This is a genomic window from Mesorhizobium sp. CAU 1732 (genome assembly GCF_039888675.1).
Lineage (GTDB): Bacteria > Pseudomonadota > Alphaproteobacteria > Rhizobiales > Rhizobiaceae > Aerobium.
Genome location: NZ_JBDQQR010000005.1, coordinates 117783 through 142303 on the forward strand (window position 1 = coordinate 117783; position 24521 = coordinate 142303).

Here is a 24521-nt window from a genome sequence, read left to right on the forward strand (position 1 = left end):
GATGCTCAACGGCTTCTCCTGAACAATGACCCTCACGAACTCGAAAAACCCATGCGCGCCACTCGTAGCGGCGACACAACTAACCTCACGCAGAACGCCAGAATCGCTACTCAGGTATCTTTCTCCAGCATCTTCCCAGGGTTCATGATTGTCTGCGGATCGACCGCCCGCTTTATGACGCGCATCAGTTCGAGCGTCGCATTGCCGTGCTCGTGGCGCAGATATTTTTGCTTTTCCTGACCGACGCCGTGCTCACCGGAGCAGGTCCCGTCCATCGAAATCGCACGCTCGACCATGCGCGCGATAAACGCCTTCACGGTTTCGATCTCGTCCGGATCATTCATGTCGACCAGAGGCTGCACATGGAAATTGCCATCGCCGACATGACCGACGATGGGAGCGATCAGATTAAGCTCGGCAATTTCGCGCTTTGTTTCCTCGACGCAGTCCGCAAGCCGGGAGATCGGCACGCATACATCCGTGGGTATCGGGCGGGCTCCCGGTCGCAGAGCAAGGCAAGCCCAGTAGGCGTCATGTCGTGCTTTCCAGAGTTCGGTGCGTTCCTCAAGTTTTTCGGACCATGCAAAGGGTCCACCGCCATAGGCTTCGACGATCTCCCCGAAGCGCTGAGCCTGCTCTGCAACGCCTGCCGGCGTGCCATGGAATTCGACCAGAAGCAGAGGGGTTTCTGCAAGGCCCAATCCCGAATAGCGATTGACGGCCTGAACCGACAATTCGTCCAGCAACTCAATGCGCGCGATGGGAATGGCAGTCTGGATGGTGGCGATCACTGCGTCGCAGGCCGCCCGGACGGTCGGAAATGCACAGCTGCCGCCAACCACGGCTTCCGGAATCGGCGACAGGCGAAGAACCAGTTCGGTGATGATGCCGAGCGTCCCTTCCGACCCGACGAGCAGTCGTGTCAGGTCGTAGCCTGCGGATGATTTGCGTGCGCGCCGCGCCGTGTGCACGATTTTGCCGTTCGGAAGCACCGCGGTCACTGCAACGACGTTGTCGCGCATCGTGCCATAGCGCACCGCGTTGGTTCCCGAGGCCCGCGTCGCCGCCATACCGCCCAGAGATGCGTCAGCGCCGGGATCGATCGGGAAGAACAGGCCGGTGTCCCGGAGATGCTCGTTGAGCGTCAAACGCGTCACGCCCGGCTGTACCCGGCAATCCATGTCCTCGGAATTGACCTCCAGAATGGCGTTCATCCGGGAGAGATCAATCGATACCCCGCCGTACGGCGCGTTGACGTGACCTTCAAAGGATGAGCCTGCGCCAAATGGAATCATCGGGACAAGATGCGCGTTGCAGACCCGGGCAATCATGGCGACCTCGTCGGTCGATTCCGGGAAGACAACGGCATCGGGGAGTTGGCTCTCCAGCCATGTCAACTGGCTCGAATGCTGTCGGCGCATGGCCTCGGCTGTCGACAACCGGTCCCCGAAGGCGGTCGTCAACTCAGCGATCGCGTCTTCATATCGATGATCGGGGCGTTGCGCTTGATGTTGCGTCGTCTGCACTGGGTGCTCCTCCAAACACGCCGTCCGCGGCGTCTGATTACTGGTAAATCAAGTGTCAACGGCGATCGGAATCAAAGCCAGCCTGGCTGAGCGGTTCGGGGCAAGCTGCTGCAAATCGATGCGGTTTCCACATGCACATATCTCCGCGCTTGACAGGGATTGAAACTTAGGTGCATTTTTAAATGAATGATATATTTTTTTCTTTTTTGGAAGCTCCGACAGCACTTTGATGCGTAAACGTCCGCAGGAGGGGCGCACCAAAACTTCGCGCGCATTCCATCCTCAATCCAGACCAAACGACAAAGGGAAGAGCGACCACAGATGAAGCTTATGCGTATATCCAACTTCCAGGGCCAGGTTGTTCCTTGCGTTCTGGACGAGACAGGAACCGCAAGGGACGTATCGTCGATTGTGACGGACTTTACGCCCGAGACGCTTTCTCCGAAGCTTCTCGCAGACCTTGCAAATATCGACCTGCAGACGCTTCCCGCCACTCCCTTTGAGGAGAACCAGATCGCGCCGCCGGTTTCCCGGCCTCGGAATATCTGGTGCATTGGGCTGAACTATTCCGATCACGCCGCAGAATCGAACCTGCCAATTCCCGTTGAACCCATCGTCTTCAACAAGGCTTCCTCGTCCTTTTGCGGCCCGAATGAACCGATCCATCACGCGCCGACCATGACCAAGCTAGACTGGGAAGTGGAACTGGGAATTGTGATCGGGAAGCCCACGCTTTCCGTCACCGCTGCCGAAGCCTTGTCGCACATTGCCGGTTTCGTGGTCGTCAACGATGTCTCAGAACGGGCTTGGCAGGTCGAGCGCGGCGGCCAGTGGGTAAAAGGGAAAAGCTTCCCCAGCTTCTGCCCCACAGGCCCCTGGCTTGTCACCACCGATGAGATTGATGACGTACAGGATCTGGTAGCCTGGCTTGAAGTCAACGGTGAGCGGCGGCAGTCGGGAAATACGTCGAACATGATCTTCAGCGTTGCGGAGATCGTGGCTCATTTGAGCCAATTCATCCTTCTCGAGCCCGGCGACCTGATTTGCACGGGCACGCCGGCGGGAGTCGGGGCCGGCCTGACGCCGCCCCAATGGTTGCAGCCTGGCGATGTCGTTTCGCTCGGCATCGATCGACTCGGCAGCCAGCGCCAGGTTGTGACTTCGTTTAACGGGAGGGTGTAATGAACAGCTATGATTTCGCCGGACAACATGCCGTCGTCACAGGCGGTGCAAGCGGGATTGGCGCAGCCGTAGCCTATCGGCTGGCTCTGTCGGGCGCGCGCGTCGCCATCTGGGATATGAACACGCAGAAGCTCGACAGCAAACTGGGAGAGATACCGGACGAGCAACTGCTCGTCGTTCAGGTGGATGTCAGCAACCCGGACGCCGTCGCCAAAGCCACGCAACAGACCTCCAATGCCTTCGGCAAGGTGGATGTCCTTATCAACAGCGCGGGTGTCCCCGGACCGGCTGCCAAGTTGGTCGACTATAAATATGTCGACTGGCGCAAAGTTCATGACGTCAATCTCGACGGCACGTTCCTGCCGTGCCAGGCGATCGTGCCTTTAATGGTCGAGCGCAATTACGGGCGAATCGTGAACATTGCGTCCGTTGCCGGCAAGGAAGGCAATCCGAACGCCTCGGGTTATTCCTCGTCGAAGGCCGCCGTTATCGGAATGACGAAGGCGCTGGGCAAGGAACTCGCTGGCCACGACATCGCAGTCAACGCGGTCACACCTGCCACCGCCGACACGCCCATACTCGAGCGGGTGCCGCAGGAGTTCATCGACTATATGCTGTCAAAGATACCGCGCGGACGTTTCGTGACCGTCGAGGAAATCGCGAGTATGGTGCTGTGGATTGCCTCGCGGGAGAACAGCTTCACGACAAGCGCGATCTTCGATCTATCCGGCGGTCGTGCCACCTACTGAGTCAGGGTATCGATCCGGACAACGCGCGGCGCTTTCCGGACAGACGGGTGTCTTCGTCCGAATGCGGGGATGATCCATTAATCGAGGAGCGGCGATCTGTTTCGCCGCTCCCTTTTTAGAGGTGCCTGCACGTGGGAACGATGGGCAGGTTGAATAATCCTCCGGCAAGTCATCGAAATTCCTAGGGAGACCCGCATGCAGGATCGCCACAATATCATGGACATCCGCCGAGCCGCATCGCGCGCGCTCCCACGGCCGGTCTTCGACTATCTCGACGGCGGCTCGGAAGACGAAATCGCGTTGCGCCGGTCGACGAGCGCATATGACGACATCGAACTGCTACCACAGGCGCTGAAAGACCTGTCGAAATCGAACCATCAGACGGAGATTTTCGGGAGGAGCATTCCGTTCCCGCTGATGCTGGCGCCAACGGGCTTGACCCGGCTGTTCCACAAGGATGCGGAGATCGCGGTCGCCGAAGCCTCGAACAGGTTCGGGTTGCCCTACAGCCTGTCGACCCTTGGCACCACGACAATGGAGGATTTCGCGCTTGTGACCACGGGCCCACGTCTGTTCCAGATATACATATTCAAGGACCGGGGCCTGACGGAAGAATTCATCGCCCGCGCACACGAGGGCGGATATGACGGCCTCATCCTTACCGTCGACACGCTGGTTGCGGGCAAGCGGGAGCGTGACCTGTTCAACGACCTCAGCCTGCCGCCGCGCCTCAACCCGCGTACCTTCCTGCAATTCGCAGCCAAGCCGAAATGGTCGCTTCCCGCGCTCTTCGGAAGGAAGTTCGATTTCGTCAACGTTGCTCACCGCGTCGAGGCAATGTCCGATCGTCAGACGCCTCTTCATGTCTACGTCGCCGGACAGTTCGATGTCTCCGTCACATGGAAGGATGTCGAGTGGCTGGCGGATCGCTGGAAAGGTCCCCTGGCCGTAAAGGGAATTATGACTGCCGAAGACGCCGTTCTCGCGCGCGAGTGCGGAGCTGATACCGTTATGATTTCCAACCATGGGGGGCGCCAGCTCGAAAGCGCTGCTGCACCGATCGACCAGATCGCCTCTGTCGCCGATGCGGTGGGTGGAACCGTCAAGATCATCTGCGATGGCGGTATCAGGCGCGGTACCCATATCGTGAAGGCATTGGCGATGGGAGCCGACGCCTGCTCGATCGGCCGTCCGTATCTCTACGGCCTCGCCGCAGGCGGGGCACCCGGTGTCGCTCGTGCCCTCGAAATCCTGCTCGACGAATACAAGAGAACTATGGCGCTGATGGGCGCCGCCACGCCTCGGCATCTTGATGCCTCCATGGTGCGCAGACTTACCAATTGACGGCGGGTGGTCCCGCCGCGCCGGACCCGAACGGCAGACTACCGGATTTCTTCGGTTGCAAGCTGGGCAAGACGATTGCCGGCAGGGCCGGATTCTGTCGGCTGTGCCCGTAAGAACTCGGATACGCTTTCGCTGGTTCGCCGAAGATGCTCATCCATGAGGGCACAGGCACGATCAGTGTTGCGGTCCAGTGTCGCCTCCATGATCGTCCGATGCTCTTCCAGAACGTCGCGCTCGACCCTCGAGGTGAAGGTGGCGAGCCTGCGATACCGATCCGCCTGATCGAAAAGCATCGCGCGCAGGCGCAATTGCCAGGGACTGCTGCACGAGGAAACCAGTGCGAGATGAAAGATTTCATGCGCCGACCCCCAGCTTTCGATATCCTTGGCCTTTGTGAGTGTTAGAACATCGGGCAATCGCGAAAGTCGGTGAAAGGAAGCGACGATCCCGGTTTCCCATTCGACGCCACCTTCCTGTATCGCGCTCCGAAGGCATAGATCTTCGATGATGCAACGTGTGTTAGTCAGATCTTCCAGATCGGCCGCCGATACCGGCGTCACTCGGAAACCTTTCTGCGCGGTGGCCTGAATGAGACCTTCTGCTGCAAGGCGCGACAACGCCTCGCGCACGGCGCCGAGGCTGGCACCCAATTGTTCGCATAGGGCATTGATGAGCAATCGTTCACCTGGCAGGTGACGGCAGGACAGAATGTCCGCTCTGATGCTTAGAAAGGTCTGCTCGGTTCTGCTCTTAGCGGCTTTTTCTATCATTTTTGAGCTCTCCGAGATGCTGGATCGCTGCATCGACCAGCATTTCAATATATTTCCTCTCCCATCATAGATCAAATGTCTGAGCAGAGGTATAGTCCGTGCCCCATGGCACGAAGGCATAAAACTCTTGTTTGCTTCCGGATCTATCCGGCCACCCTGCCGTAACGTTCGGACGGCGTTACGCGCCTACAAACGCCCGCTCTATTTCAAGCCAGCATTCCCCATGAGCTTGTCCTCGGTCCTAGTTTCGAAATCACCGGCATCGTGGCGTTCGCGAAGTTGTTCGGTCGGCAGTCCCTTGACCCGGTTGACCATGCGACCCCGCACCACGGCCGGTCGTTCGAACATCTGGTCGGCCCAACGCAGCACGTTCTTGTATTCGTGCACGGACAGGAATTCGGCCGCATCATACTGCCAGCCCTTGACGGTGCCGCCGTACCACGGCCAGATTGCCATGTCGGCAACGGTATACACGGCTCCGCCGACGAACTCATTTTCAGCCAGCCGCCGGTCGAGGACGTCCAACTGGCGCTTCGTTTCCATGGCATAGCGGTCGATGGCATATTCGATCTTGCTGGGCGCGTAAGCGTAAAAGTGGCCGAAGCCGCCGCCGAGAAACGGCGCGGACCCGACCTGCCAGAACAACCAGGACAGCGCCTCTGCGCGTGCGGCCGGTTCCTTCGGCAGAAAGGCACCGTCAAATTTCTCCGACAGATACAGGAGGATTGCAGCCGATTCGAAAACGCGAACGGGCGTAGGACCGCTTCGGTCCACGAGTGCGGGGATTTTCGAGTTCGGATTGATTTCCACGAAACCCGATCCAAACTGATCGCCCTTGCCGATGTCGATCAGCCAAGCGTCGTACTCTGCGCCGGAATGACCGGCAGCCAGAAGCTCCTCCAGCATGATGGTGACCTTTTGGCCATTGGGCGTGCCCTGCGAGTAGAGCTGGTATGGGTGACGACCGACAGGAAGTTCGGTTTCATGCGTGGAGCCGGCGATAGGCCGGTTGATCCTGGAAAAGTACGTGTCGTCGCCCTTGGTCCAACTCCAAACCTTTGGCGGCACGTAAGCGGCGTCTTGCGTCATGATTGCGGCTCCTGGCTTGGCTGACGGAGACGGCGGGCAGCTGACAGAACACGTCGCCTTCCTGATCCCCGCGACTTACCGATTAAATTCATCGGACGGTCTTCAGGCGTCTGGAGAGTAAGGCTGCCGGCCTATGGTCAAAGCACGATCAAGCATTTCAAGACGGTCCTGCCCCCAGAACGGTTCGCCGTTGAGAACGTAAACTGGAACACCAATCGCATCAGCCGCGATCGCGTCGGCGGTGTTCTGCTCGCGGATCGCTATGATCCGCGGATCGCTGGCGTTCTTGATCGTCGTGGCTGAATCATGGCCGGATTCTTCCAGCAGCTTCGCCAGGACCTCGACGTTCGCGATGTCCCTGTCTCCGGCCCTGTATGCAGCGAACAGGCGCTGCATGAAGGGCAGCGGATCAGCACCGGCATCCACGAGTGCGGCTACGACATGGTCTGCCAGGGCGGGGTCGAGCGGGAAATGGTCGAGATGCAGCTTGATGGGCAAAGAGCGCATCTCGGCATAGCGCTGAAGCTCGATGATCCGGTAACGCTGGCGCACGGGAGGTCGATTGGCAGGCGCGACGCCGCCCGAAATGGCCCAGACCCCCAAAAGATTGACGGGCTTCACATTGATTGTGGCACCATGACGCGTTGCGATATCGCACAGAAGCTTATGGCCCAGATAGACCCACGGCGACGCCGACGTGAAATAGTAATCGATCTCAGCCAAGCTGACCTCCCTCGCCTCGGAATACGAAATAGTCTTTATGTGAAAAAATATATCACATCGGTATGTGGCGCAACTTGCTCGCGGATGTCAAGGCACCCGGCAGCGACCAGCTTTTTACCTGGCGACGGATGGTCGGTCGCATGATGGGTTTCCAGTTTCAAGGGGTAATCAAACCATCGTTTCGGACAGCCCGTGCATCCGCGCTTGACACCCGGCGGCAATGGTACAATACATCAAAGCTGAAAAATGTTATCAACGCGGAAAAATAGATTTTCTGGGGAGGGATCTTGTAAGGTCGAGAAGGTGGTTCCGGCTCAAGCATCCTTGAACGTTGTCAGACATTGCGTTCACAGAGCTGTCCAACCTCTTTCCTTATGGATTGGGAGGAGTCAATCATGATGCATTTGTGCGCATTTCTTGCGCGACCGGCACGTGCTCAGGGCTTAGGTGCGACCGTGAAACGTCGTACTGGCGCCTCCTTGCTCTGGCCTGCACGGGGCACGCTGCTTTGAGCCTGCGCACCAAGGGCTCGATCAATTTCCGTTGACGGCTTTTCCCCGCGCTCGGTCGACGAGCCAAGGATGACCGCCGGGGCTAAGGTCCTGAGATATAACCGGAGCCTGGATTCACACTCGAACGACATTCCGTAGACTCTACGGCTATGACTTTCGGCGACACAAGGGAGGGTACTGAAATGATGAAGCTTTCTGTAGTTTGTGGTTTGATTGCGGCCGTCGGGATGTCGACGGTTGCGAATGCTCAGGAGCGTGTGCGCTGGCGGATGCATTCATCCTATAGCCAGTCATTGCCGATTCCCGGGGCATTCGATGTCTTCAGCGATTCGATCAAGCTTTTGTCGAATGATACGTTCGACATCCGTGTGTTCGAACCTGGCGCGCTTGTTTCGGGCGCGCAGTATTACGACGCGGTTTCGGAAGGCGCTCTGGACGCGGCTTATGGATCGCCCGGCTACAATGTCGGCAAAAATTCCGCATACGCTTTCTTCGCGGCGATTCCGTTCGGTCCCGGTGCCGGCGAGATGCTTGCATGGTTGCGCTATGGCGGCGGCACGAAGCTGGCGCAGGAATATTATGCACGCGACAACATCCATATGCTGCCTTGCGGGCTGCTGGCTCCTGAGACAAGCGGTTGGTTCCGCAAGGAGGTCGACACAATCGAGGATCTTCGCGGCTTGAAGATGCGCTTCCTTGGCCTTGGAGCCAAGGTGATGGAGAAGTTTGGCGTCTCCACCCAGTTGCTGGCCTCCGGTGAAGTCTATCAGGCGTTGGAACTGGGCGTTCTCGACGCCGCCGAGCAGTCGAACCCTGTCTTTGATCGCAGCCTGGGTCTCTATCAGATCGCAAAATTCAACTACTTTCCGGGCTGGCATCAGCAGTCGACCGTTCAGGAACTGTTGGTCAACATGGACAGCTGGAACAAGCTGAGCGATGCGCATAAGGAACTGATCGAAATTTCATGCGATCGCCTGATCGTCATGCAGTTTGCAGACGGCGAAGGTAGCCAGTACCAGGTGATGAAGCAGAACGAAGCCGACGGCGTGGTCAATAAGACGTGGCCGCCCGAAATGCTCGACGCATTCGAGGCCGCGTGGGGCGATGTCGTTCAGGACGAGGTGAATCAGAATCCCGACTCGGCGCGTGTCTGGGAAAGCCTGTCCAAGTTCCGCGAAGACTACAAGATCTGGGGTGATCGCGCTTATTTGAAGTAGGCGATCAATTACGGCAGCGCCCTGAACAGGGCGCTGCCGCTCCTGTCTGATCGGCACAAGCACCTTCAGCCATCTCATTTCATCGTCATTACAGTATCGGTGCCTGCCCATGCGCACACTGCTTGCAATTTCCGATGTGCTGGCGAAAGTCAGCGAAACGGTCGCACGCCTTGGATCGTGGCTCGTCCTGCCCTTGATATTCGTGATCGTCTACGACGTCCTCGGACGTAAAATTCCGTTTCTCCAGCAGTTCGTGATGGAAAGCTGGTTATATGACTTCATCTCTCCCACCAAACTGCAGGAAATGGAGTGGCATCTACATGCCGCAATTTTCCTTCTGGCCTACGCGTTGGCCTACCTGAACGGGACCCATGTGCGCGTTGACCTGTGGCGTGAGAATCGAACTGAGAGGACGCGTGGCTGGATCGAGTTGCTCGCGATCCTCGTTTTCGCTCTGCCCTTTTGCGGCGTGCTCGTCTACCAGTCCTGGTTCTTCGTCATGAAATCTTACGTTCAGGGCGAGGGTTCAGCTTCTTTGACGGGCTTACCGCATCGCTGGGTCATCAAGTCCTTTCTGCTGATAGGAACCGGCCTGCTTTTCTCCGCTCTCATCGCAACATTGCTACGTCTTCTCGTTTACCTCTTCGGGCCCGAAGAATTGCGCTCAGCCGCACTCGGCCGCCTTGAGATGGTTCAACTGAAAAGCTCGGTACGCGAAACTAACGTGTCGGCACCCAAATGAACGCGATCTTCGATCACCTTTACGACTATCTTGGCGGCTACATGTTCATCGCGCTGGCGCTGTTCCTGTTTTCCGGCTTCCCGGTGGCACTGGTCCTTGGTGGGCTCGCGCTGCTCTTCAGTCTGGGCGGTATCACCCTTGGCGTCATGCATGCGTCCGAGCTCTATCTGTTCGTCGACCGGCTCTGGCAAAGCGCGGCAGTGAATCAGATTCTGGTCGTCGTGCCGTGCTTCGTTTTCATGGGGCTGATGCTGGAGAAAAGCCAGATTGCAGCAAATCTTCTGCGTATTCTTCAAATCATGCTTCGCCGGGTTCCCGGCAGTCTTGCGCTGACAGTGACGATCCTGGGGACCATTCTTTCCGCTACTACGGGGATTATTGGTGCTACTGTCGTCATGCTCACCATGATGGCGCTTCCTGCGATGATAGCGCAAAAATACGATATCCGGCTCGGTACAGGCACGATCGCCGCCAGCGCTACGCTCGGTGCGCTGCTGCCGCCATCCGTCATGCTGGTCATGATGGCCGACCTTATGTCTCTGTCGGTGGGAAATCTGTTCATCGCGGCGATCCTGCCGGGCCTGATGCTCGCGTCGTTCTACTGCATCTACGTCGTCGCTATTTCGGTATTGAAGCCTCAGGTTGCTCCGCCAGTCGCTCGGTCAGATGAGGAAATCGGTCTTGGCAATGTCCTGATGATGATCCTGACTGGGTTCGTTCCGATCGTGTTCCTGATCGTGCTGGTCTTGGGGAGTATCTTTGCCGGATGGGCTACGCCGACGGAAGCGTCCGGCATTGGTGCTTTCGGAGCGCTGCTTCTGGCATGGTTTAATGGAAAGCTGACACGGAAGACACTCGACAGCGTCTGCATTCAGACGGCTCTTACATCAGCTATGATCTTCTTAGTATTCGGCGGTGCCGTTGCATTTTCTTATGTGTTCAGAGCTCTATACGGAGAGGATCTTATCCATGACTTCATAAAATGGATGGGACTGACCCATTGGGGTCTTCTGTTCTTGCTCATGGTCGTGGTCTTCGTCCTCGGCTTCTTCTTTGACTGGCTTGAAATCACGCTTATCATTCTACCAGTCTTCACTCCGGTATTCGCAACCTTTGCGCCTGACTTCGCAGTTTCGCTTGGCATTGAACACCTCAGCCCTTCCGATCAGCAGTCGATGGTGCTTCTCTGGTTCGCCATTCTAATGGCGGTCATTCTGCAGACGTCATTCTTGACGCCACCCTTTGGGTTTGCACTCTTCTTCCTCAAGGGAGCTGCGCCAAGCTGGGTAGCCATACAGGACATTTACAAGGGCATCGTGCCGTTCGTGATCCTGCAGCTTATCGGTGTCATAGCCATCATGTTTTTCCCAGCAATCGTCTTCTACCTGGTCATGTAGACGCGTGACGATTTTACCAACCGGATGGACAGGGCCAGAGCCGCGGCTTTCACGCAGCAAGAGCGATTTACAGCGAGACGTCTGAAAGTCGCAAGATCTTTTGTTCCTGAGGAGGAAACTATGAGTGAGCATGTCTTCGATGTAGAAGATCTGGAACGTCTGAAGCAGTGGGATACACCCACGATCTGCAACGGGCTCGAACTGATCGTGCCGCAGCGGCAGTCAGTCGGCTTTACCGTCGAGCAGATGGTGGCGGCCCATCGTTCGCTGCCGCCAATCGTCGGTCTGGCCCGCGTCGGAACAGTAAGATCGAGCAAGGCGGCCGGCGCGAAGGTCGCGAATTTGCTCGACTGGGTTCGCTACGTCGCCGATGCGGAAATGCCGACCGTAGTCGTTCTCGAGGACATTGATGACAATCCTGGATACGGAGCGTTCTGGGGCGAGGTGAATTCGCTCGTCCACCGCTCATTGGGTGCGCAAGGCTGCGTCACGAACGGTTCCTTTCGCGATTGCGACATGCTCGCCCCCGGGTTTCAGATTCTCGGCGGTCGCATCGGTCCCAGCCACGCGCATGTACACCTGGTGGATCTGGGCCAACCGGTCAACGTGTTCGGCATGCAGGCGGGTCATAACGACGTTATTCATGCAGACTATCATGGGGCAGTGGTCATTCCGGCAGAGGCAGTACGGAAACTGCCGGACGCGATTCAACTTGTCGCTCGGCGCGAGAAGGTGATTCTCGATGTCTGCAACGACCCGACATTCACCGTGGACATGCTGGTGTCCGCGATCAGGAGTTCGGCCCAGATTCATTGACGAGAGGCCGGGCCGGAGCTTCGGCCTCTTATGCGGAGGGGATGGGGCAGAACGGCCGCTTACCTTTTCCGGCAAGTGCTCTGTGGTTTGGTCGGCTCAGTGAGAGCACCCATCGATAGAAGCGCACTGCCGCACGAGGGCGTTTTCCGGCGACCTACGGAATGTCTCTGATTCCGCCCCGGTCGGCGCTGCTTGCGAACGCTGCATAGCTGCGCAGCGCCTTGGTGACCTGGCGCGTTCGCTTGGTGAGCGGTAGCCAGGCTTCGTCATGAGGACGCGCGTCCATCGTTTCGCGCCGAAGTTTCAACTCCTCCTCGCTGATCCTCAGATGAATCGTGCGCGCGGGGATATCGATTTCGATTTCGTCGCCGTCCTCGACAAGCGCCAGAGCTCCCTTGTTTGCGGCTTCGGGAGAAATGTGGCCGATCGACAACCCTGCGGACGCCCCGGAGTATCGGCCATCCGTGATAAGTGCGCAGCTGCTGTCGAGCTTCTTGGCTTTCAATGTCATGGTTGGTTTCAGCATTTCCTGCATTCCGGGCCCGCCTTTCGGCCCTTCGTACCGAATGACAATGGCCGTATTCGGTTCTATCTCGTTGCCCTCGATAGCTTTGAGAGCCGTTTCCTGCTGATCGAAAACGCGCGCCCTGCCCGTGTATTTCAGCATGTGCGGATATACCGCCGCAGTTTTCACAACGCAGCCGTTTTCCGAGATATTGCCATAGAGAACCGCAAGCCCTCCTTCCGGGGAATATGCGTGGGAGATGCTTCGTATGCACCCCGTCTCCCGGTCCAGATCCATGTCCTCCCACCGCGCTTCCTGCGAGTAAGGTTTGATGGTCCGGATTCCGCCGGGAGCAGCGCGGTAGAAGTGATTGACCTCCGGGTCCCGACTGCGCAGATAGTCCCATTTGTCCAGAACATGGCCAAGGGTTTCCCCCGCGACGGACTTTACTGAGCGGTCGATCATCTGCGCCCGATCAAGTTCGCCCATAATGCCCATTATGCCGCCTGCCCGATGAACGTCTTCCATGTAATAGCGATTGTTCGCGGGAGAGACCTTGCACAGATGCGGCACCTGCCTTGACAGAATGTCCATGTCTTTCAGCGTGAAGTCGACTTCGGCCTCCGCCGCCAAGGCAAGAAGGTGCAAGATCGTGTTGGTTGACCCGCCCATGGCGAGATCGACCTTCATCGCATTTTCGAATGCCGAGCGCGTTGCTATACTGCGTGGCAATACGCTGTCGTCCTCCTGCTCGTAATAGCGCCTGGTCATCTCGACGATCGTCTGCGCGGCACGGCTGAACAGTGCCTTGCGGTCGACATGGGTAGCCAGTACGGATCCATTACCAGGCAGGGCAAGGCCGATCGCCTCGGCCAGACAGTTCATCGAGTTCGCGGTGAACATACCCGAGCACGATCCACAGGTCGGACAAGCGCTCTCGACAAGCTTTGTGACGTCTTTGGCCGAGTAAGTCGGATCGAACGCCGCGACGTAGGTTTCGATCGGATCGGCACGCTTGAAGGATAGGCCCCTGCCGATGCGCCCCGCTTCCATCGGTCCTCCCGAGACGAAGATGACCGGAATATTGAGCCGCAAGCCTGCCATCAACATGCCAGGTGTGATCTTGTCACAGTTGGACAGGCAAATCAGCGCGTCGACGCAATGAGCTTGGCACATATACTCGATGCTGTCCGCAATGAGGTCGCGGCTGGGAAGGCTATACAGCATTCCGTCATGCCCCATCGCGATGCCGTCATCGACCGCTATCGTATTGAACTCTCGTGGGATTCCGCCGGCTTTCCAGATTTCGTCGCATACGTGGCGCCCTACTTCCTGCAGATGGACGTGGCCCGGGACGAATTCGGTGAAGGAATTGGCGACGGCAATGATGGGCTTGCCAAAATCTTTCGAATTTACTCCGCTGGCAATCCAGAGCGACCGGGCCGCAGAAGCTGTTTTTCCTTCAGTCACTCTTGCAGATCTATATGCGCGCATCTCTCTCTCTCCCCGAATTTTGGGAAAGAAATTGCCATTTCTACGCTAGCTCAACCGCAACATATGTTCCAATCGGGAAAATATCGGACAAGGAAGGTCATGAAGGAAATCAGGTTGTGACGAAGCCGAACTGGTCGCTCATAATGGGTTCGTAGTCGACGACGGAGCCGAACATACTTGCCATGGCCGCGAAATTCTGCACCACCATATTGGCATAATTGATGCGGATCAGGCCCAGTGCTTCCATTCTTTTCAGTTCTCTGCCGACACTTTGCCTTGCGGCCCCAACCATCAACCCCAGTTTCTCCTGGGAGCAATTTTGCAGGATGATGGGCTCCGGCGGCGGTGTGCCGTTCTGGAATAGTGCCAGGCGGACTATCGTTCGGCCCAGCCGATGGTATAGCGGCAAGAGATAGGCATCCTGAGCAAGCGCGAAAAGAGACTGATATCGATAGCCGAGCATCTCCGCCACTTTCCTCGAAATTTCCGGATGCTTGCATATCAGGGACTGATAGTCTGATCGCGATAGAATGCTGACCTTGCTGTCGATCAACGCGACGGCGTTGTTGAATCTCAGCCCGCCATTGACCAGGCCGATGTCGCCCAGGGTGTCGCCCGGATAAAGCGAGCCGACGACATATTCGCGTCCATCGGCGGTGTAGCAGTTGATCTCGACGTGACCGGAGAGGATCTGATAGCCGCAAGTCGCTTCTTCACCGAACCGGTACAGCATCTCGCCGGCCCGAACGCGCCGTTCGCGAAGATAGATCTGAAGATCGGAATTTGCCTGCGGCGAGAGCATGTCCCGCCACGTGTGAATCTTTATGGAGGCTGGCGTTACCGGATCGGTCATCTTCGCTGGCGTTCCAAGAAGTCTCTTAAAGGGCTGGTTCCATCCCGACCCTGAATGGGGCTGATTACTTCGGCAACCGCTCCAGAAACTTCATTCTGCCGAAAATCGATCCAAAGTCCAGAAGCCTGACGACGCTTCGTCCGCATGCATGGGAAGCGGAAGCCGGCACGTTTCAAACATCTCCGGTTTGCAACATTTGTTGCAGTCCCGTCGCGGTTCCGGGTGTTAGCCGTACAGTGGGAGAAAAGGACTATCTGGGAGGAAGTCAATGAAGATCGCTACCGTAACTCTTTCGACACTTGCAGCTTGTGTCGCCTTTACAGGTTTTGCCCAAGCAACCGAACGGTGGCGTGTTCCGCTTGCCATATCATCGAATCTTCCCGGCGTGGGGTCGGGGTATATCGACTGGGCCGAAACCCTCAATGCGATCGGCGGGGATCATATTCAGGTGCGGATTTACGATCCCGGCGAAATCGTCCCTGCTTTCGGCGTGTTCGACGCCGTCCGCGACAACCGCGTGCCCGCTGGTCTTGCCGTGATGAACTACAGCGCCGGCACCATTCCCGCCGGTAACCTGCTGACGGGAGTTCCGTTCGGTCTGGGCCCGTCGGAATATGCCGGCTGGTATTACACAGGCGGCGGCAAGGAACTGACCCAGGATCTTTTCAACAAGCATGGCGTCCACGGAATGCTCTGCCTCATGACCGGCCCGGAAACGGGGGGCTGGTTCAGAAACGAAGTCAGTGTGCCCGATGACATCCGCGGTCTGAAATTCCGTACCGCAGGGCCGGGTGCGAAAGTATATGAAAAGCTGGGTGCTTCGGTTACGGCCCTTTCCTATGGCGAGACATTCTCGGCGCTCGAAAGAGGGTTGATGGATGCGGTCGAGGCGTCGATCCCATCGGTGGATATCGCCCTTGGTCTGCACAAGGTCACCAAACATGCGTATTTTCCAGGTTGGCAACAGCCGGTCGGCGCGGGTCATCTTGTAGTGAATCTGGGTGTGTGGAACGGGTTGACGGACATCCAGAAAGCCCTGGTGGAAGCGGCCTGCGATGCCGCCGCCATCAAGAACATCCCGATTAGTGACGCCGTGCAGGCGGCTGCGATCCATACTGCGGTCGAGGCGGGCGTCCAGGTGCATCACTTCAGCGAAGAACTGCTTGTTGCTTTCGAGGCTGCAAGTAATGAGGTGCTGGCTGAAGAGGCGGCTGCGGACGCCGATTTCAAGGCCATCTATGAATCCATGGAAGCCTACAAGGCGCATATGAGCGAGTTGGGGCCTCTAACGGGCGGCAACTGAAACGCATTCTCCACAAGTTTCGATTGGAATGGAGCGTCCCCGGCCGGGGGGCGCGGAGGAGTCGCGATGAGTGTTCCGCAAACGCACGGCAGCACGGTGACATCGAGTGCGCACGGCATTCCGTTGCCGCTGCCGGAGACATGGATTTCTCGAACGATAGACGGAAGCGTTCGTGCGCTTGGAGGGTTGTTCTCCGCCGTATGGGTGCTTTTGACACTGAACATCGTCGTCAGCGTGTTTTTACGCTACGGCATGAACAGTGGCTCGATGTTCCTAGAAGAACTTCAGTGGCATTTCTTTGCCACAGGTATTGCGCTGAGCATACCCTATGCATTGTCCCACGACCGTCACATTCGGGTCGACATCCTAAGTGCGAAATTTCGCCCGCGTACGACATCCTGGATCGAATTCTACGGAATTCTGTTTCTTCTGCTTCCGTATTGCGTCTTCGTTCTCTGGTTCAGCTACGCGTTCGTTCGAAACAGCTTCGTGATGTCCGAAATTTCCCTGGCGCCGGGCGGGATTCCCTACCGCTGGATCATCAAGATGTTTCTTCCCCTATCGTTCTTACTATTGGCGCTTGCAGGCATAGCGCGTTTGTCGCGCTGCGTTGCGCATCTGCGGCTGTCAATCCGAAAGAGTAGAGAAGAAAATGTATTTTGAATTCACGGATTACATCGCGATCTCGATGTTCGTAACTTTCATCGGGTTGATATTTACCGGCTATCCCGTTGCATGGTGCCTCGCGGGTACAGCTATATTCTATACGGCTCTGTCCGTTGCGGTAGGTGAGTGGACGACGCTTGTCGAGAATTCGTTCTACCTGATTGACTGGAATTATTCGGCCTCGATTGTGGACCGAAACTGGGCAGTCATGGAGAACTGGGTCCTTATTTCCCTGCCGATGTTTATTTTCATGGGCTTGTTTCTGGACAAGTCGGGCGTGGCGCATGATCTGATGGTCAGCTTCGCAAGGCTTCTTGCCGGCGTTCGGGGAGGGCTGGCCATCTCGGTGGCCCTGCTCGGCATCCTTCTTGCTGCGTCAACGGGCATTATCGGCGCTTCCGTCGTTCTGCTGACCTTGCTGGGTGTCCCGGCTATGCTGAAGGCAGGCTATGACCGATCGTTTGCCGTCGGCACGGTGTGTGCGGTCGGGACATTGGGTATTCTGCTGCCGCCATCGATCATGCTCGTGCTGATGGCTGACCGGCTTGCGGTGTCCGTAGGCGACTTGTTCATGGGAGCGGTGATCCCCGGATTGATGCTGGGTCTGATTTATGTCGCATACATCCTGATCTGGTCGCGGTTCAGCAGCAAGGCGGCCCCGCCTCCGAGCGATGTCTCGCCGCTCGGACTTTGGGACGTCATCGAATTGCTCAAGTCGATGCTGCCGCCGATTTTCCTGATCCTTGCGGTTCTGGGCAGTATTTTTCTGGGCGTCGCCACCCCGACTGAAGCGTCAGGTATGGGAGCCGCCGCTGCCATGGCGCTTGCCGCGGCAAGAGGACGACTGACCTGGTCCATCTTGAGGGACGTTTCGCTCAGCACGATGTCCACGACAGGGTTCATTTTCGCGCTCATACTTGCAGCTACGGCCTTTTCGCTGGTGTTCCGTGGGCTGGGCGGCGACGAACTCTTCGAACGCGCCCTAGAGGCTGTCCCGCTGTCTCCGATCGGGCTCGTCGTTGCAATCCTCGCGGTGACGTTGCTGTTGGGCTTCGTTCTAGACTGGCTCGAGATCACCTTGATAATCTTGCCGCTCGTCGGACCCGTCGTGGCGAACATGGGCTTCGATCTGACCTGGTTCGCCATCCTGTTCGCGCTCACATTGCAGACATCGTTCATCACTCCGCCGGTAGGCCCTGCGATTTTCTACGCGCAGGGCGTCGCACCCAAGTCGATAACGCTGCCCGAATTCTATCGAGGTGCAATTCCGTTCGTCATATTGCAGGTGATCGCAGTTATACTTGTGTTCAGAATTCCTTCTCTGGCAACTTATCTTCCAAGCATTGCGTATTGATTGGCCGTCATGAGTAATTCATCCTCGATCAAAGTTCTGTTTTTCGATGTATTCGGCACCGTGGTGGACTGGTACTCGCAGGTCGTGCGTGAAGGGCACGCGCTGTCCAAAAAGACGGGTGTGGCGGTGGAGTGGGGTGAATTTGCAAGGAAATGGCGGGTCGACGGCTATCTGTCATCATTGCTGAAAATCTCCTCCGGCGAAATGGACCTGATCCCCACCGAGCAGATTCATCGCATCAAGCTGGACGCGCTCTTGGCCGAGTACGGGATTGCCGATCTCGACGAGAAGGAAATAGCGAACTTCAACAGAGTCTGGGATCGGCTTCCGCCCTGGCCGGACGTGCATGAGGGCTTGCATCTGTTGAGGCCGAACTATCGGCTTGTGCCGTTCTCCAATGGCGACCTGCACTGCATGATCGAGCTTGCCAGGCACGGGGGGCTGCAATGGGACGCAATCGTCTCGGCCGACTTTTTCCGGAAGGTCAAACCCGATCCCACCATCTATCACGATGCGGCGAACCTCATGCGCCTGTCGCCGGATGAGATCATGATGGTTGCCTGCCATGCGCAGGACCTTGTGGGCGCTCGCCGTGCAGGCATGCGGACCGCTTATGTGACGCGGCCATTGGAATATGGCCCAGGCTCGAAGCCGGAACTGAAGCCGGAAGACTTCGACTACGAGGTCAAGGACTTCATCGAGCTGGCAAAAAAAATAGCCTGAAAAATCTTTCGCGATCTCCTTAGGGCGAGATCAATCCGCATCATCGATCTGGGACATCAAATATATGGAGAAAGCGAACATAGCTGTACTGACTCCGATCCTGCCGGACCAGATGGCTGAACTCGAGCGCGCTTTCACGCTGCATCGCGTGGATCAGGCGGTTGATGCGGAAAGGCTTGTAAACGCGTGCGCGGATCTCGTTCGCGGTGTGGTCACGTCTCCGGTCGTGGGTATCGATCGAAAGACGATCGCGTGCTTTCCTCATCTCGAAATCGTTTCCTCGGTGGGGGTTGGCTATGACAGCATCGATCTGGAGGCCTGCGGCTCGCGAGGCATCATCGTCACGAATACTCCAGATGTTCTCAATGACGACGTCGCGGATATGGCGCTCGGCCTGATCCTGATGACGCGGCGGCGGATGGTCGAAGGGCATATGCTTGTGGCGTCCGGCGAATGGCAAAAAAGGCTCATGGGACTGACGTCCGGTCTCAAAGGGAAGCGTGTGGGCATTTTGGGCCTCGGCCGGATCGGCATGGCGATTGCCGCGCGCTGCGAACCGATCGGGATGGTGATCGGCTATTCGTCCCGGTCCAGGAAAGCCGTGCCGTATTCATTTATTCCTGATGCGCGCTCACTTGCCGAGTGGTCGGATATTCTCGTGGTGGCTGTGCCCGGAGGAGCCGAAACACTCGGCATGGTCGATGCGGCCGTGCTGGATGCGTTGGGTTCCAGCGGGACGCTCATCAATATCGCGCGTGGTAGCGCCGTCGATGAAGCGGCGCTGATCGACGCGCTGCAATCCGGCCGGATTTCCAGCGCAGGGCTCGACGTCTACCGGAGCGAACCGGATCCCGATCCAAGGCTCACTTCGCTGGCGAACGTCACGCTCTCGCCGCATCATGCCAGCGGCACTGTGGAAACGCGCAATGCCATGGCCCAACTTGTGGTCGACAATCTGGTCGCCCATTTCGAAGGACGGTCGGTGCTGACGCCGGTGCCTCCGGTTCCTTCCGTGGTGCGTCCGTAAGCGCGGACGATCCGCGATCGTCATCGGACCTTTCGCCGTTCCAAAGGGAGAAACAAGCATGAAACTGGACAGCCGCTATCCGTCTTTCGCCTATCTCAGTAAGAAGGCCAAGGCACGGGTGCCGCATTTTGCGTGGGAATATCTGGACAGCGGCACAGGCCTTGAAGAACTGGTTTCTCGAAACATGCAGAAAATGGACGAGATCCGGTTGACGCCGACCGTTCTCATGGGATCGTTCGAACCCGACACTAGGGCCACTTTGTTCGGCACGGAGTATTCCGTACCTTTCGGGGCTGCTCCGGTCGGGATGTCGAGCCTGATCTGGCCAGGGGCGGAACTGGCCCTTGCACGAGCGGCAGCATCCAGGCGTATGCCATATGTGCTCAGCACGATGGCGAACGAGACCCCGGAAAAAATCGGCGAGATTGCGGGCGATGCCGCCTGGTTTCAGCTCTACCCGCCAAAAAACGACGAAGTGCGATCCGACATTTTGCGGCGTGTCAGAAACGCAGGCATGAAGACCCTGGTTCTGACGGTGGACACCCCTGTAGGCAGCAGGCGTGAGCGGCAGTTGAGGGCCGGCCTGACCGTTCCTGCCTCGCTGTCGTTAGCCATGCTGCGCGACATCGCAGTCCGGCCGAACTGGGCTCTGGCCACGCTGAAAAATCGCGCTCCCCGTTTCAAGGTAATCGAGAAATATTACCCGGCTTCATCGACTGCCAAGGGCGCTGCAGCCGTCGGCCAGGTGATCGGCGGACGACCGCTGTGGGAGGACGTGGCGCGTCTGCGCGACGAGTGGGGCGGCACGCTTGTGCTCAAGGGTATTCTCGATCCCGCAGATGCAAGCCGCGCTGTCGAGGCAGGTGCCGATGGTATCGTGGTTTCAAATCACGGGGGCCGACAGATCGATGCCGCACCGGCGTCGATCGAGGCGCTGCCAGCGATTGCGGCGGAGGTCAAGGGACGGATCCCGATCCTGTTCGATAGTGGACTTCGCGGCGGTCTCGACATTCTTCGCGCATTGTCGCTGGGAGCTGACTTCTGCTTCCTCGGTCGCGGCTTTCTGTTCTCCATCGCCGCATTGGGAGAGCGCGGAGCCGTTCATGCTTACGAGATTCTGAAGACAGACCTTGCAAACAACATGGCCCAGTTGGGCGTTCGAAATCTCGCTGAGGTTTCTCGCACGACATAGAACGACCTTTCATGTGTGAAGATCAGCCACTCTCCGTCGAGCAAGCAGATTGACTTCGAAAGCGACATCGAATGACAAAAACCCCAAAAGAAACGCAACGGAACCTGCGAAGCGCCCGCTGGTTCGCGCCGGATGACGCGCGCAGTTTCGATCACCGCTCACGCATGATGCAGGCAGGCCACGATGAAGACGACCTGCGCGGCAAACCGATCATCGGCATTTTGAACACCTGGTCCGAGATCAACCCCTGTCACAGCCATTTGCGCGAACGCGCCCATGATGTGAAACGCGGCATTGCTCAAGCTGGCGGCATAGGTCTCGAAATGCCGGCTCTGTCCGTAGACGAGACTTTTACGAAGCCGACCTCGATGCTCTACCGCAATCTGCTTGCCATGGAAACGGAGGAGATGATCCGTTCCCACCCGTTCGACGGGGTGGTCCTCATGGGCGGCTGCGACAAGACCACACCCGGTCTGGTCATGGGTGCCCTGACGGCGGGCGTTCCCATGATATATCTTCCCGCAGGCCCGATGCTGCGCGGCAATTATGCCGGCAAGATTCTCGGCTCCGGCTCGGACGTTTTCAAATATTGGGATGAGCGCCGTGCCGGGCGACTGTCAGAGGCGGACTGGCTCGGCCTTCAGGGCGGCATCGCCCGCTCGGCGGGAACCTGCATGACGATGGGAACAGCGTCCACGATGACGGCGATCACCGAAGCGTTGGGGTTGAGCCTCCCGGGCGCATCCTCGATCCCGGCCGCGGACGCCAGCCACCAGCGCATGTCCGCAGCCAGCGGTCGTCGCATCGTGGATATGGTGTGGGAGGACCTTACCCCCGACAAGATCGTCACCGACGCTGCGATCAGGAACGCAGCGGTGACCGCGATGGCAACTGGCTGCTCGACCAACGCCGTCATTCACCTCATCGCCATCGCGCGCCGGGCCGGGATCGAACTGACGCTCGATGATCTGGACAAACTCGGTCGCTCCACGCCTCTCATCGCGAATATACGCCCCTCGGGAAGCGACTACCTGATGGAGGATTTCTTTTACGCCGGCGGGCTAGTCGCGCTGATGAAGCAGCTTGAGGAACGGCTTGACACGTCCTGCGTCACCGTCAACGGCATGACGCTGGGCGAGAATATCCAGAACGCAAAAGTCTATAATGACGATGTCATAAGGCCGCTGTCGAACCCGGTCTATCATGAAGGCTCGCTGGCGGTACTGCGCGGCAATCTCGCACCGGACGGCGCGGTTATGAAGCCCGCCGCATGCGATCCGAAATTCTACAATCACGAAGGTCCTGCGCTGGTTTTCGACAGCTATCCCGAACTGAAGAAGGCGATCGAGGACGAGATGCTGGATGTGACTGTCGATCACGTGCTGGTTTTACGAAATGCAGGTCCGAAGGGAGGACCCGGGATGCCGGAATGGGGCATGCTGCCTATGCCCAAGGCGCTTCTCAAACAGGGCCATCGAGATATGCTGCGTATTTCCGACGCACGCATGTCGGGCACATCCTATGGCGCTTGTGTCCTGCACGTCGCTCCCGAGAGTTATGTCGGCGGTCCGCTCGCATTGTTGCGGACAGGCGATATCGTAAGGCTGGACCTCCCCAACCGCCGGCTGGACATGCTCGTCGACGATGCGGAACTCGAACATCGCCGCAAGACATTGAAACAGTCCGAACTGCGGTACGAACGCGGTTACGGATACATGTTCTCCAACTTTGTGGGACAGGCGGATACCGGATGCGATTTCGAGTATCTTGAACGAAACTTCGGAAAAGCCGTTGCAGAACCGGAGATCAATTAGCGCCGGAGGCAGGCTCAACGCTGTCGGCCCGCATCATTACGAGCAGATGGTTGGCTCGTCGCGCCCGCGATGATGTTCCGTAAATCGAACCGCAACGGGAACTCATCAGAAGCATTTTGGAGACGCACCATATGAAAGGCCAAGCCTCTCACATGGTGCGCGTTCAATAACGCGAGAGCTTGCCATATAAGCGGCAAGCCGCTGTTTTACCCCGAACGAAGTCGATTAGAGCGTGATGATCTCATGTTGAAGCATATCCTGCATTGACGAGGTAGTTTCGGCATTCGTGTGGTGGGAAGCGCCGGAGCAGAGTGCCTGCCGCCTTCCATGTCGCCTCGACGGTTCGTTCTGCTGCGGTTCGCATGAGTTGTTTGAGCTTGGCGAAGACCTGCTCGATCGGGTTCAGGTCCGGACTGTAAGGCGGCAGGAAGAACAGCTTGGCTCCTGCCTTGCGGATAGCCTCTCGTACCGGTTGACCCTTGTGAGAGCCGAGGTTGTCCATGACGACGATGTCTCCGGGCGCAAGCGTCGGCACGAGAACCTGCTCGACATAGGCTGCGAAGCTTCGCCCGTTGATCGGGCCGTCGAAGACGCACGGTGCGTTGATGCGGTCGCAGCGCAACGCCGCAATCAGGGTCAGCGTCTTCCAGTGGCCATGAGTAACCCGAGCCTGCAGTCGGTGGCCGCGCGGCGCCCAGCCCCGGATCGGCGCCATGTTGGTCTTGGCCCAGGTCTCGTCGATGAAGACCAGCCGTCGTGGATCGAGGCGGCCTTGGTATTTCTTCCACTGCGCCCGTCGACGCGCGATGTCAGCACGACCCTGCTCGCTTGGCAGAACGGTTTTTTTTGAAGCTCAGTCCCTCGCCATGGACGAAGTTCCAGACCGTTCGGTAGTCGACCTTCGTCCCACGCTCGGCGAGTTCGGCCTGAAGTCCGCGCAAGGTGACGTGCTCGCCGCTGCCGATCCGCTCCAGAAGCCATGCTCGGTGCGGCGCAAGGAGCGACGGGCGAGGCCGACCGACATTCCTTCCCGGAGCCGCACTCCCCGTCGGCCGGTAGCGCTGAGACCACTTCACGACGCTCGAAACGCTTACCTTTAGAACCGCCGCAACCGAACGAACGCTCTCGCCGGCCAGGACGCGCGACACTGCTCGTTCGCGAAGATCAAAGGAATAGGGCTTCGGCATCAGATGCTGGCCTCCAATCCAGCCAGCATCTTGAATCACAAACACCAAGCCTTGGGAATCCGACTTCGATTCAACCCAAGATCATCCCGCTCTAGCTTGCCAACTCCGCCGCAACAGGCCGCTTGCCAGAGCTTGGCGCATTGAAAAACTCTAGCGCCACGCCGGTAACCTTATCTTCATAGGAAGCTGCCGCTGCTTCCTTCACGGGCCCGTACCCGCGGACCATATCGGCCAAGGAAAGCAGTTTCACGGCTGCGGCATGATTGTCTGCGGTCAGCCTTTCCAGCACCTCGTCGACAAGCTTTTCGTAGCCGACGATCAGGCGGCGTTCCATCT

At 57.9% G+C, this 24521-nt stretch carries 22 protein-coding genes; 14 read left to right on the forward strand and 8 right to left on the reverse strand.

Translation table 11 applies throughout. The features are described from left to right. Positions 1–110: 110 nt before the first annotated feature. Positions 111–1472, reverse strand: a complete 1362-nt coding sequence (locus AAFN55_RS26275) for an FAD-linked oxidase C-terminal domain-containing protein (protein ID WP_347801988.1) — start codon at positions 1470–1472, stop codon at positions 111–113. 375 nt (positions 1473–1847) lie between these two features. On the opposite strand from AAFN55_RS26275, the gene AAFN55_RS26280 reads away from it, so the two are divergent. The 3 genes from AAFN55_RS26280 to AAFN55_RS26290 all read left to right on the forward strand — a co-directional run bounded on the left by AAFN55_RS26280 (position 1848) and on the right by AAFN55_RS26290 (position 4801). Beyond that, entirely contained in the window at positions 1848–2708 is an 861-nt protein-coding gene (locus AAFN55_RS26280) for a fumarylacetoacetate hydrolase family protein (RefSeq protein WP_347801964.1), read from the forward strand. Continuing rightward, positions 2708–3457 carry an SDR family NAD(P)-dependent oxidoreductase gene (locus tag AAFN55_RS26285; protein WP_347801965.1) on the forward strand — a complete coding sequence of 250 codons (750 nt, stop codon included), beginning with the start codon at positions 2708–2710 and terminating at the stop codon, positions 3455–3457. The genes AAFN55_RS26280 and AAFN55_RS26285 overlap by 1 nt, the downstream gene beginning before the upstream one ends. 195 nt (positions 3458–3652) lie before the next feature. Beyond that, positions 3653–4801, forward strand: a complete 1149-nt coding sequence (locus AAFN55_RS26290; protein WP_347801966.1) for an alpha-hydroxy acid oxidase — start codon at positions 3653–3655, stop codon at positions 4799–4801. A 38-nt stretch (positions 4802–4839) separates the two neighbouring features. Here AAFN55_RS26290 and AAFN55_RS26295 read toward each other — a convergent pair whose 3' ends face one another. The 3 genes from AAFN55_RS26295 to AAFN55_RS26305 form a co-directional block, all read right to left on the reverse strand. Beyond that, positions 4840–5571: an FCD domain-containing protein gene (locus tag AAFN55_RS26295; RefSeq protein WP_347801967.1), complete on the reverse strand. Its 732-nt coding sequence runs from the start codon at positions 5569–5571 to the stop codon at positions 4840–4842. A gap of 201 nt (positions 5572–5772) precedes the next feature. Further along, a complete protein-coding gene (yghU, locus tag AAFN55_RS26300) occupies positions 5773–6660 on the reverse strand; it encodes a glutathione-dependent disulfide-bond oxidoreductase (protein ID WP_347801968.1) in 888 nt (295 codons plus the stop codon). A 102-nt stretch (positions 6661–6762) separates the two neighbouring features. Then, a complete protein-coding gene (locus AAFN55_RS26305) occupies positions 6763–7383 on the reverse strand; it encodes a 2-hydroxychromene-2-carboxylate isomerase (RefSeq protein WP_347801969.1) in 621 nt (206 codons plus the stop codon). Between the two features lie 694 nt (positions 7384–8077). On the opposite strand from AAFN55_RS26305, the gene AAFN55_RS26310 reads away from it, so the two are divergent. From AAFN55_RS26310 to AAFN55_RS26325, 4 genes are all read left to right on the forward strand, one after another. Then, a complete protein-coding gene (locus AAFN55_RS26310; protein ID WP_347801970.1) occupies positions 8078–9112 on the forward strand; it encodes a TRAP transporter substrate-binding protein in 1035 nt (344 codons plus the stop codon). A 109-nt stretch (positions 9113–9221) separates the two neighbouring features. Further along, positions 9222–9854, forward strand: a complete 633-nt coding sequence (locus AAFN55_RS26315; protein ID WP_347801971.1) for a TRAP transporter small permease subunit — start codon at positions 9222–9224, stop codon at positions 9852–9854. Further along, positions 9851–11251, forward strand: a complete 1401-nt coding sequence (locus AAFN55_RS26320) for a TRAP transporter large permease subunit (RefSeq protein WP_347801972.1) — start codon at positions 9851–9853, stop codon at positions 11249–11251. Before AAFN55_RS26315 ends, AAFN55_RS26320 begins: the two co-directional genes overlap by 4 nt. A 120-nt stretch (positions 11252–11371) precedes the next feature. Next, positions 11372–12067 carry an RraA family protein gene (locus AAFN55_RS26325; RefSeq protein ID WP_347801973.1) on the forward strand — a complete coding sequence of 232 codons (696 nt, stop codon included), beginning with the start codon at positions 11372–11374 and terminating at the stop codon, positions 12065–12067. A gap of 154 nt (positions 12068–12221) precedes the next feature. On the opposite strand, the gene ilvD is transcribed toward AAFN55_RS26325, so the two are convergent. Further along, positions 12222–14066, reverse strand: coding sequence for a dihydroxy-acid dehydratase (ilvD, locus tag AAFN55_RS26330; RefSeq protein WP_347801974.1), 1845 nt, complete (start codon positions 14064–14066; stop codon positions 12222–12224). Between the two features lie 109 nt (positions 14067–14175). After that, complete coding sequence (locus tag AAFN55_RS26335; protein ID WP_347801975.1) at positions 14176–14919, reverse strand: Crp/Fnr family transcriptional regulator; 744 nt, start codon at positions 14917–14919, stop codon at positions 14176–14178. A gap of 268 nt (positions 14920–15187) precedes the next feature. Between AAFN55_RS26335 and AAFN55_RS26340 the strand changes: the two genes are divergently transcribed. The 7 genes from AAFN55_RS26340 (at position 15188) to araD (ending at position 22998) form a co-directional block, all read left to right on the forward strand. Then, the gene (locus AAFN55_RS26340; protein WP_347801976.1) at positions 15188–16222 is read left to right on the forward strand and encodes a TRAP transporter substrate-binding protein; all 1035 of its coding nucleotides are present in this window, start codon (positions 15188–15190) and stop codon (positions 16220–16222) included. A gap of 66 nt (positions 16223–16288) precedes the next feature. Further along, positions 16289–16885, forward strand: coding sequence for a TRAP transporter small permease subunit (locus AAFN55_RS26345; protein WP_347801977.1), 597 nt, complete (start codon positions 16289–16291; stop codon positions 16883–16885). Next, complete coding sequence (locus AAFN55_RS26350) at positions 16875–18242, forward strand: TRAP transporter large permease subunit (protein WP_347801978.1); 1368 nt, start codon at positions 16875–16877, stop codon at positions 18240–18242. The genes AAFN55_RS26345 and AAFN55_RS26350 overlap by 11 nt, the downstream gene beginning before the upstream one ends. 9 nt (positions 18243–18251) lie before the next feature. After that, positions 18252–18965: a haloacid dehalogenase type II gene (locus AAFN55_RS26355; RefSeq protein WP_347801989.1), complete on the forward strand. Its 714-nt coding sequence runs from the start codon at positions 18252–18254 to the stop codon at positions 18963–18965. A gap of 112 nt (positions 18966–19077) precedes the next feature. Continuing rightward, the gene (locus AAFN55_RS26360; protein WP_347801990.1) at positions 19078–19992 is read left to right on the forward strand and encodes a 2-hydroxyacid dehydrogenase; all 915 of its coding nucleotides are present in this window, start codon (positions 19078–19080) and stop codon (positions 19990–19992) included. Between the two features lie 58 nt (positions 19993–20050). Continuing rightward, on the forward strand, positions 20051–21184 hold the full coding sequence (locus AAFN55_RS26365) for an alpha-hydroxy acid oxidase (protein ID WP_347801979.1): 1134 nt from the start codon (positions 20051–20053) through the stop codon (positions 21182–21184). A 71-nt stretch (positions 21185–21255) separates the two neighbouring features. Continuing rightward, positions 21256–22998 (forward strand): L-arabinonate dehydratase, encoded by a 1743-nt coding sequence (gene araD, locus AAFN55_RS26370; RefSeq protein ID WP_347801980.1) that lies wholly within the window; start codon positions 21256–21258, stop codon positions 22996–22998. A gap of 241 nt (positions 22999–23239) precedes the next feature. Here the strand turns inward: araD and AAFN55_RS26375 are convergent. Together AAFN55_RS26375 and AAFN55_RS26380 are read right to left on the reverse strand one after the other, a co-directional pair. After that, positions 23240–24185, reverse strand: a protein-coding gene (locus tag AAFN55_RS26375; protein WP_347801981.1) for an IS630 family transposase whose coding sequence is annotated in 2 segments (ribosomal slippage) — positions 23240–23845 and positions 23847–24185 — 945 coding nt in all. Because the reading frame shifts where the segments join, the coding sequence is not laid out codon by codon here. 91 nt (positions 24186–24276) lie between these two features. Beyond that, positions 24277–24521 (reverse strand): DUF6537 domain-containing protein (locus tag AAFN55_RS26380; protein WP_347801982.1); only part of this gene is annotated, 245 nt, incomplete at its 5' end.

Excerpts from the sequence above, each read along its gene's own strand:
- AAFN55_RS26360 (WP_347801990.1), top strand. The coding sequence starts at position 19,078 with ATGGCTGAACTCGAGCGCGCTTTCACGCTGCATCGCGTGGATCAGGCG.
- AAFN55_RS26345 (WP_347801977.1), top strand. The coding sequence starts at position 16,289 with ATGAGTGTTCCGCAAACGCACGGCAGCACGGTGACATCGAGTGCGCAC.
- AAFN55_RS26290 (WP_347801966.1), top strand. The coding sequence starts at position 3,653 with ATGCAGGATCGCCACAATATCATGGACATCCGCCGAGCCGCATCGCGC.
- AAFN55_RS26325 (WP_347801973.1), top strand. The coding sequence starts at position 11,372 with ATGAGTGAGCATGTCTTCGATGTAGAAGATCTGGAACGTCTGAAGCAG.
- yghU (WP_347801968.1), bottom strand. The coding sequence starts at position 6,660 with ATGACGCAAGACGCCGCTTACGTGCCGCCAAAGGTTTGGAGTTGGACC.
- AAFN55_RS26285 (WP_347801965.1), top strand. The coding sequence starts at position 2,708 with ATGAACAGCTATGATTTCGCCGGACAACATGCCGTCGTCACAGGCGGT.
- AAFN55_RS26315 (WP_347801971.1), top strand. The coding sequence starts at position 9,222 with ATGCGCACACTGCTTGCAATTTCCGATGTGCTGGCGAAAGTCAGCGAA.
- AAFN55_RS26340 (WP_347801976.1), top strand. The coding sequence starts at position 15,188 with ATGAAGATCGCTACCGTAACTCTTTCGACACTTGCAGCTTGTGTCGCC.
- AAFN55_RS26335 (WP_347801975.1), bottom strand. The coding sequence starts at position 14,919 with ATGACCGATCCGGTAACGCCAGCCTCCATAAAGATTCACACGTGGCGG.
- AAFN55_RS26320 (WP_347801972.1), top strand. The coding sequence starts at position 9,851 with ATGAACGCGATCTTCGATCACCTTTACGACTATCTTGGCGGCTACATG.
- araD (WP_347801980.1), top strand. The coding sequence starts at position 21,256 with ATGACAAAAACCCCAAAAGAAACGCAACGGAACCTGCGAAGCGCCCGC.
- AAFN55_RS26280 (WP_347801964.1), top strand. The coding sequence starts at position 1,848 with ATGAAGCTTATGCGTATATCCAACTTCCAGGGCCAGGTTGTTCCTTGC.
- AAFN55_RS26355 (WP_347801989.1), top strand. The coding sequence starts at position 18,252 with ATGAGTAATTCATCCTCGATCAAAGTTCTGTTTTTCGATGTATTCGGC.
- AAFN55_RS26295 (WP_347801967.1), bottom strand. The coding sequence starts at position 5,571 with ATGATAGAAAAAGCCGCTAAGAGCAGAACCGAGCAGACCTTTCTAAGC.
- ilvD (WP_347801974.1), bottom strand. The coding sequence starts at position 14,066 with ATGCGCGCATATAGATCTGCAAGAGTGACTGAAGGAAAAACAGCTTCT.
- AAFN55_RS26365 (WP_347801979.1), top strand. The coding sequence starts at position 20,051 with ATGAAACTGGACAGCCGCTATCCGTCTTTCGCCTATCTCAGTAAGAAG.
- AAFN55_RS26310 (WP_347801970.1), top strand. The coding sequence starts at position 8,078 with ATGATGAAGCTTTCTGTAGTTTGTGGTTTGATTGCGGCCGTCGGGATG.
- AAFN55_RS26350 (WP_347801978.1), top strand. The coding sequence starts at position 16,875 with ATGTATTTTGAATTCACGGATTACATCGCGATCTCGATGTTCGTAACT.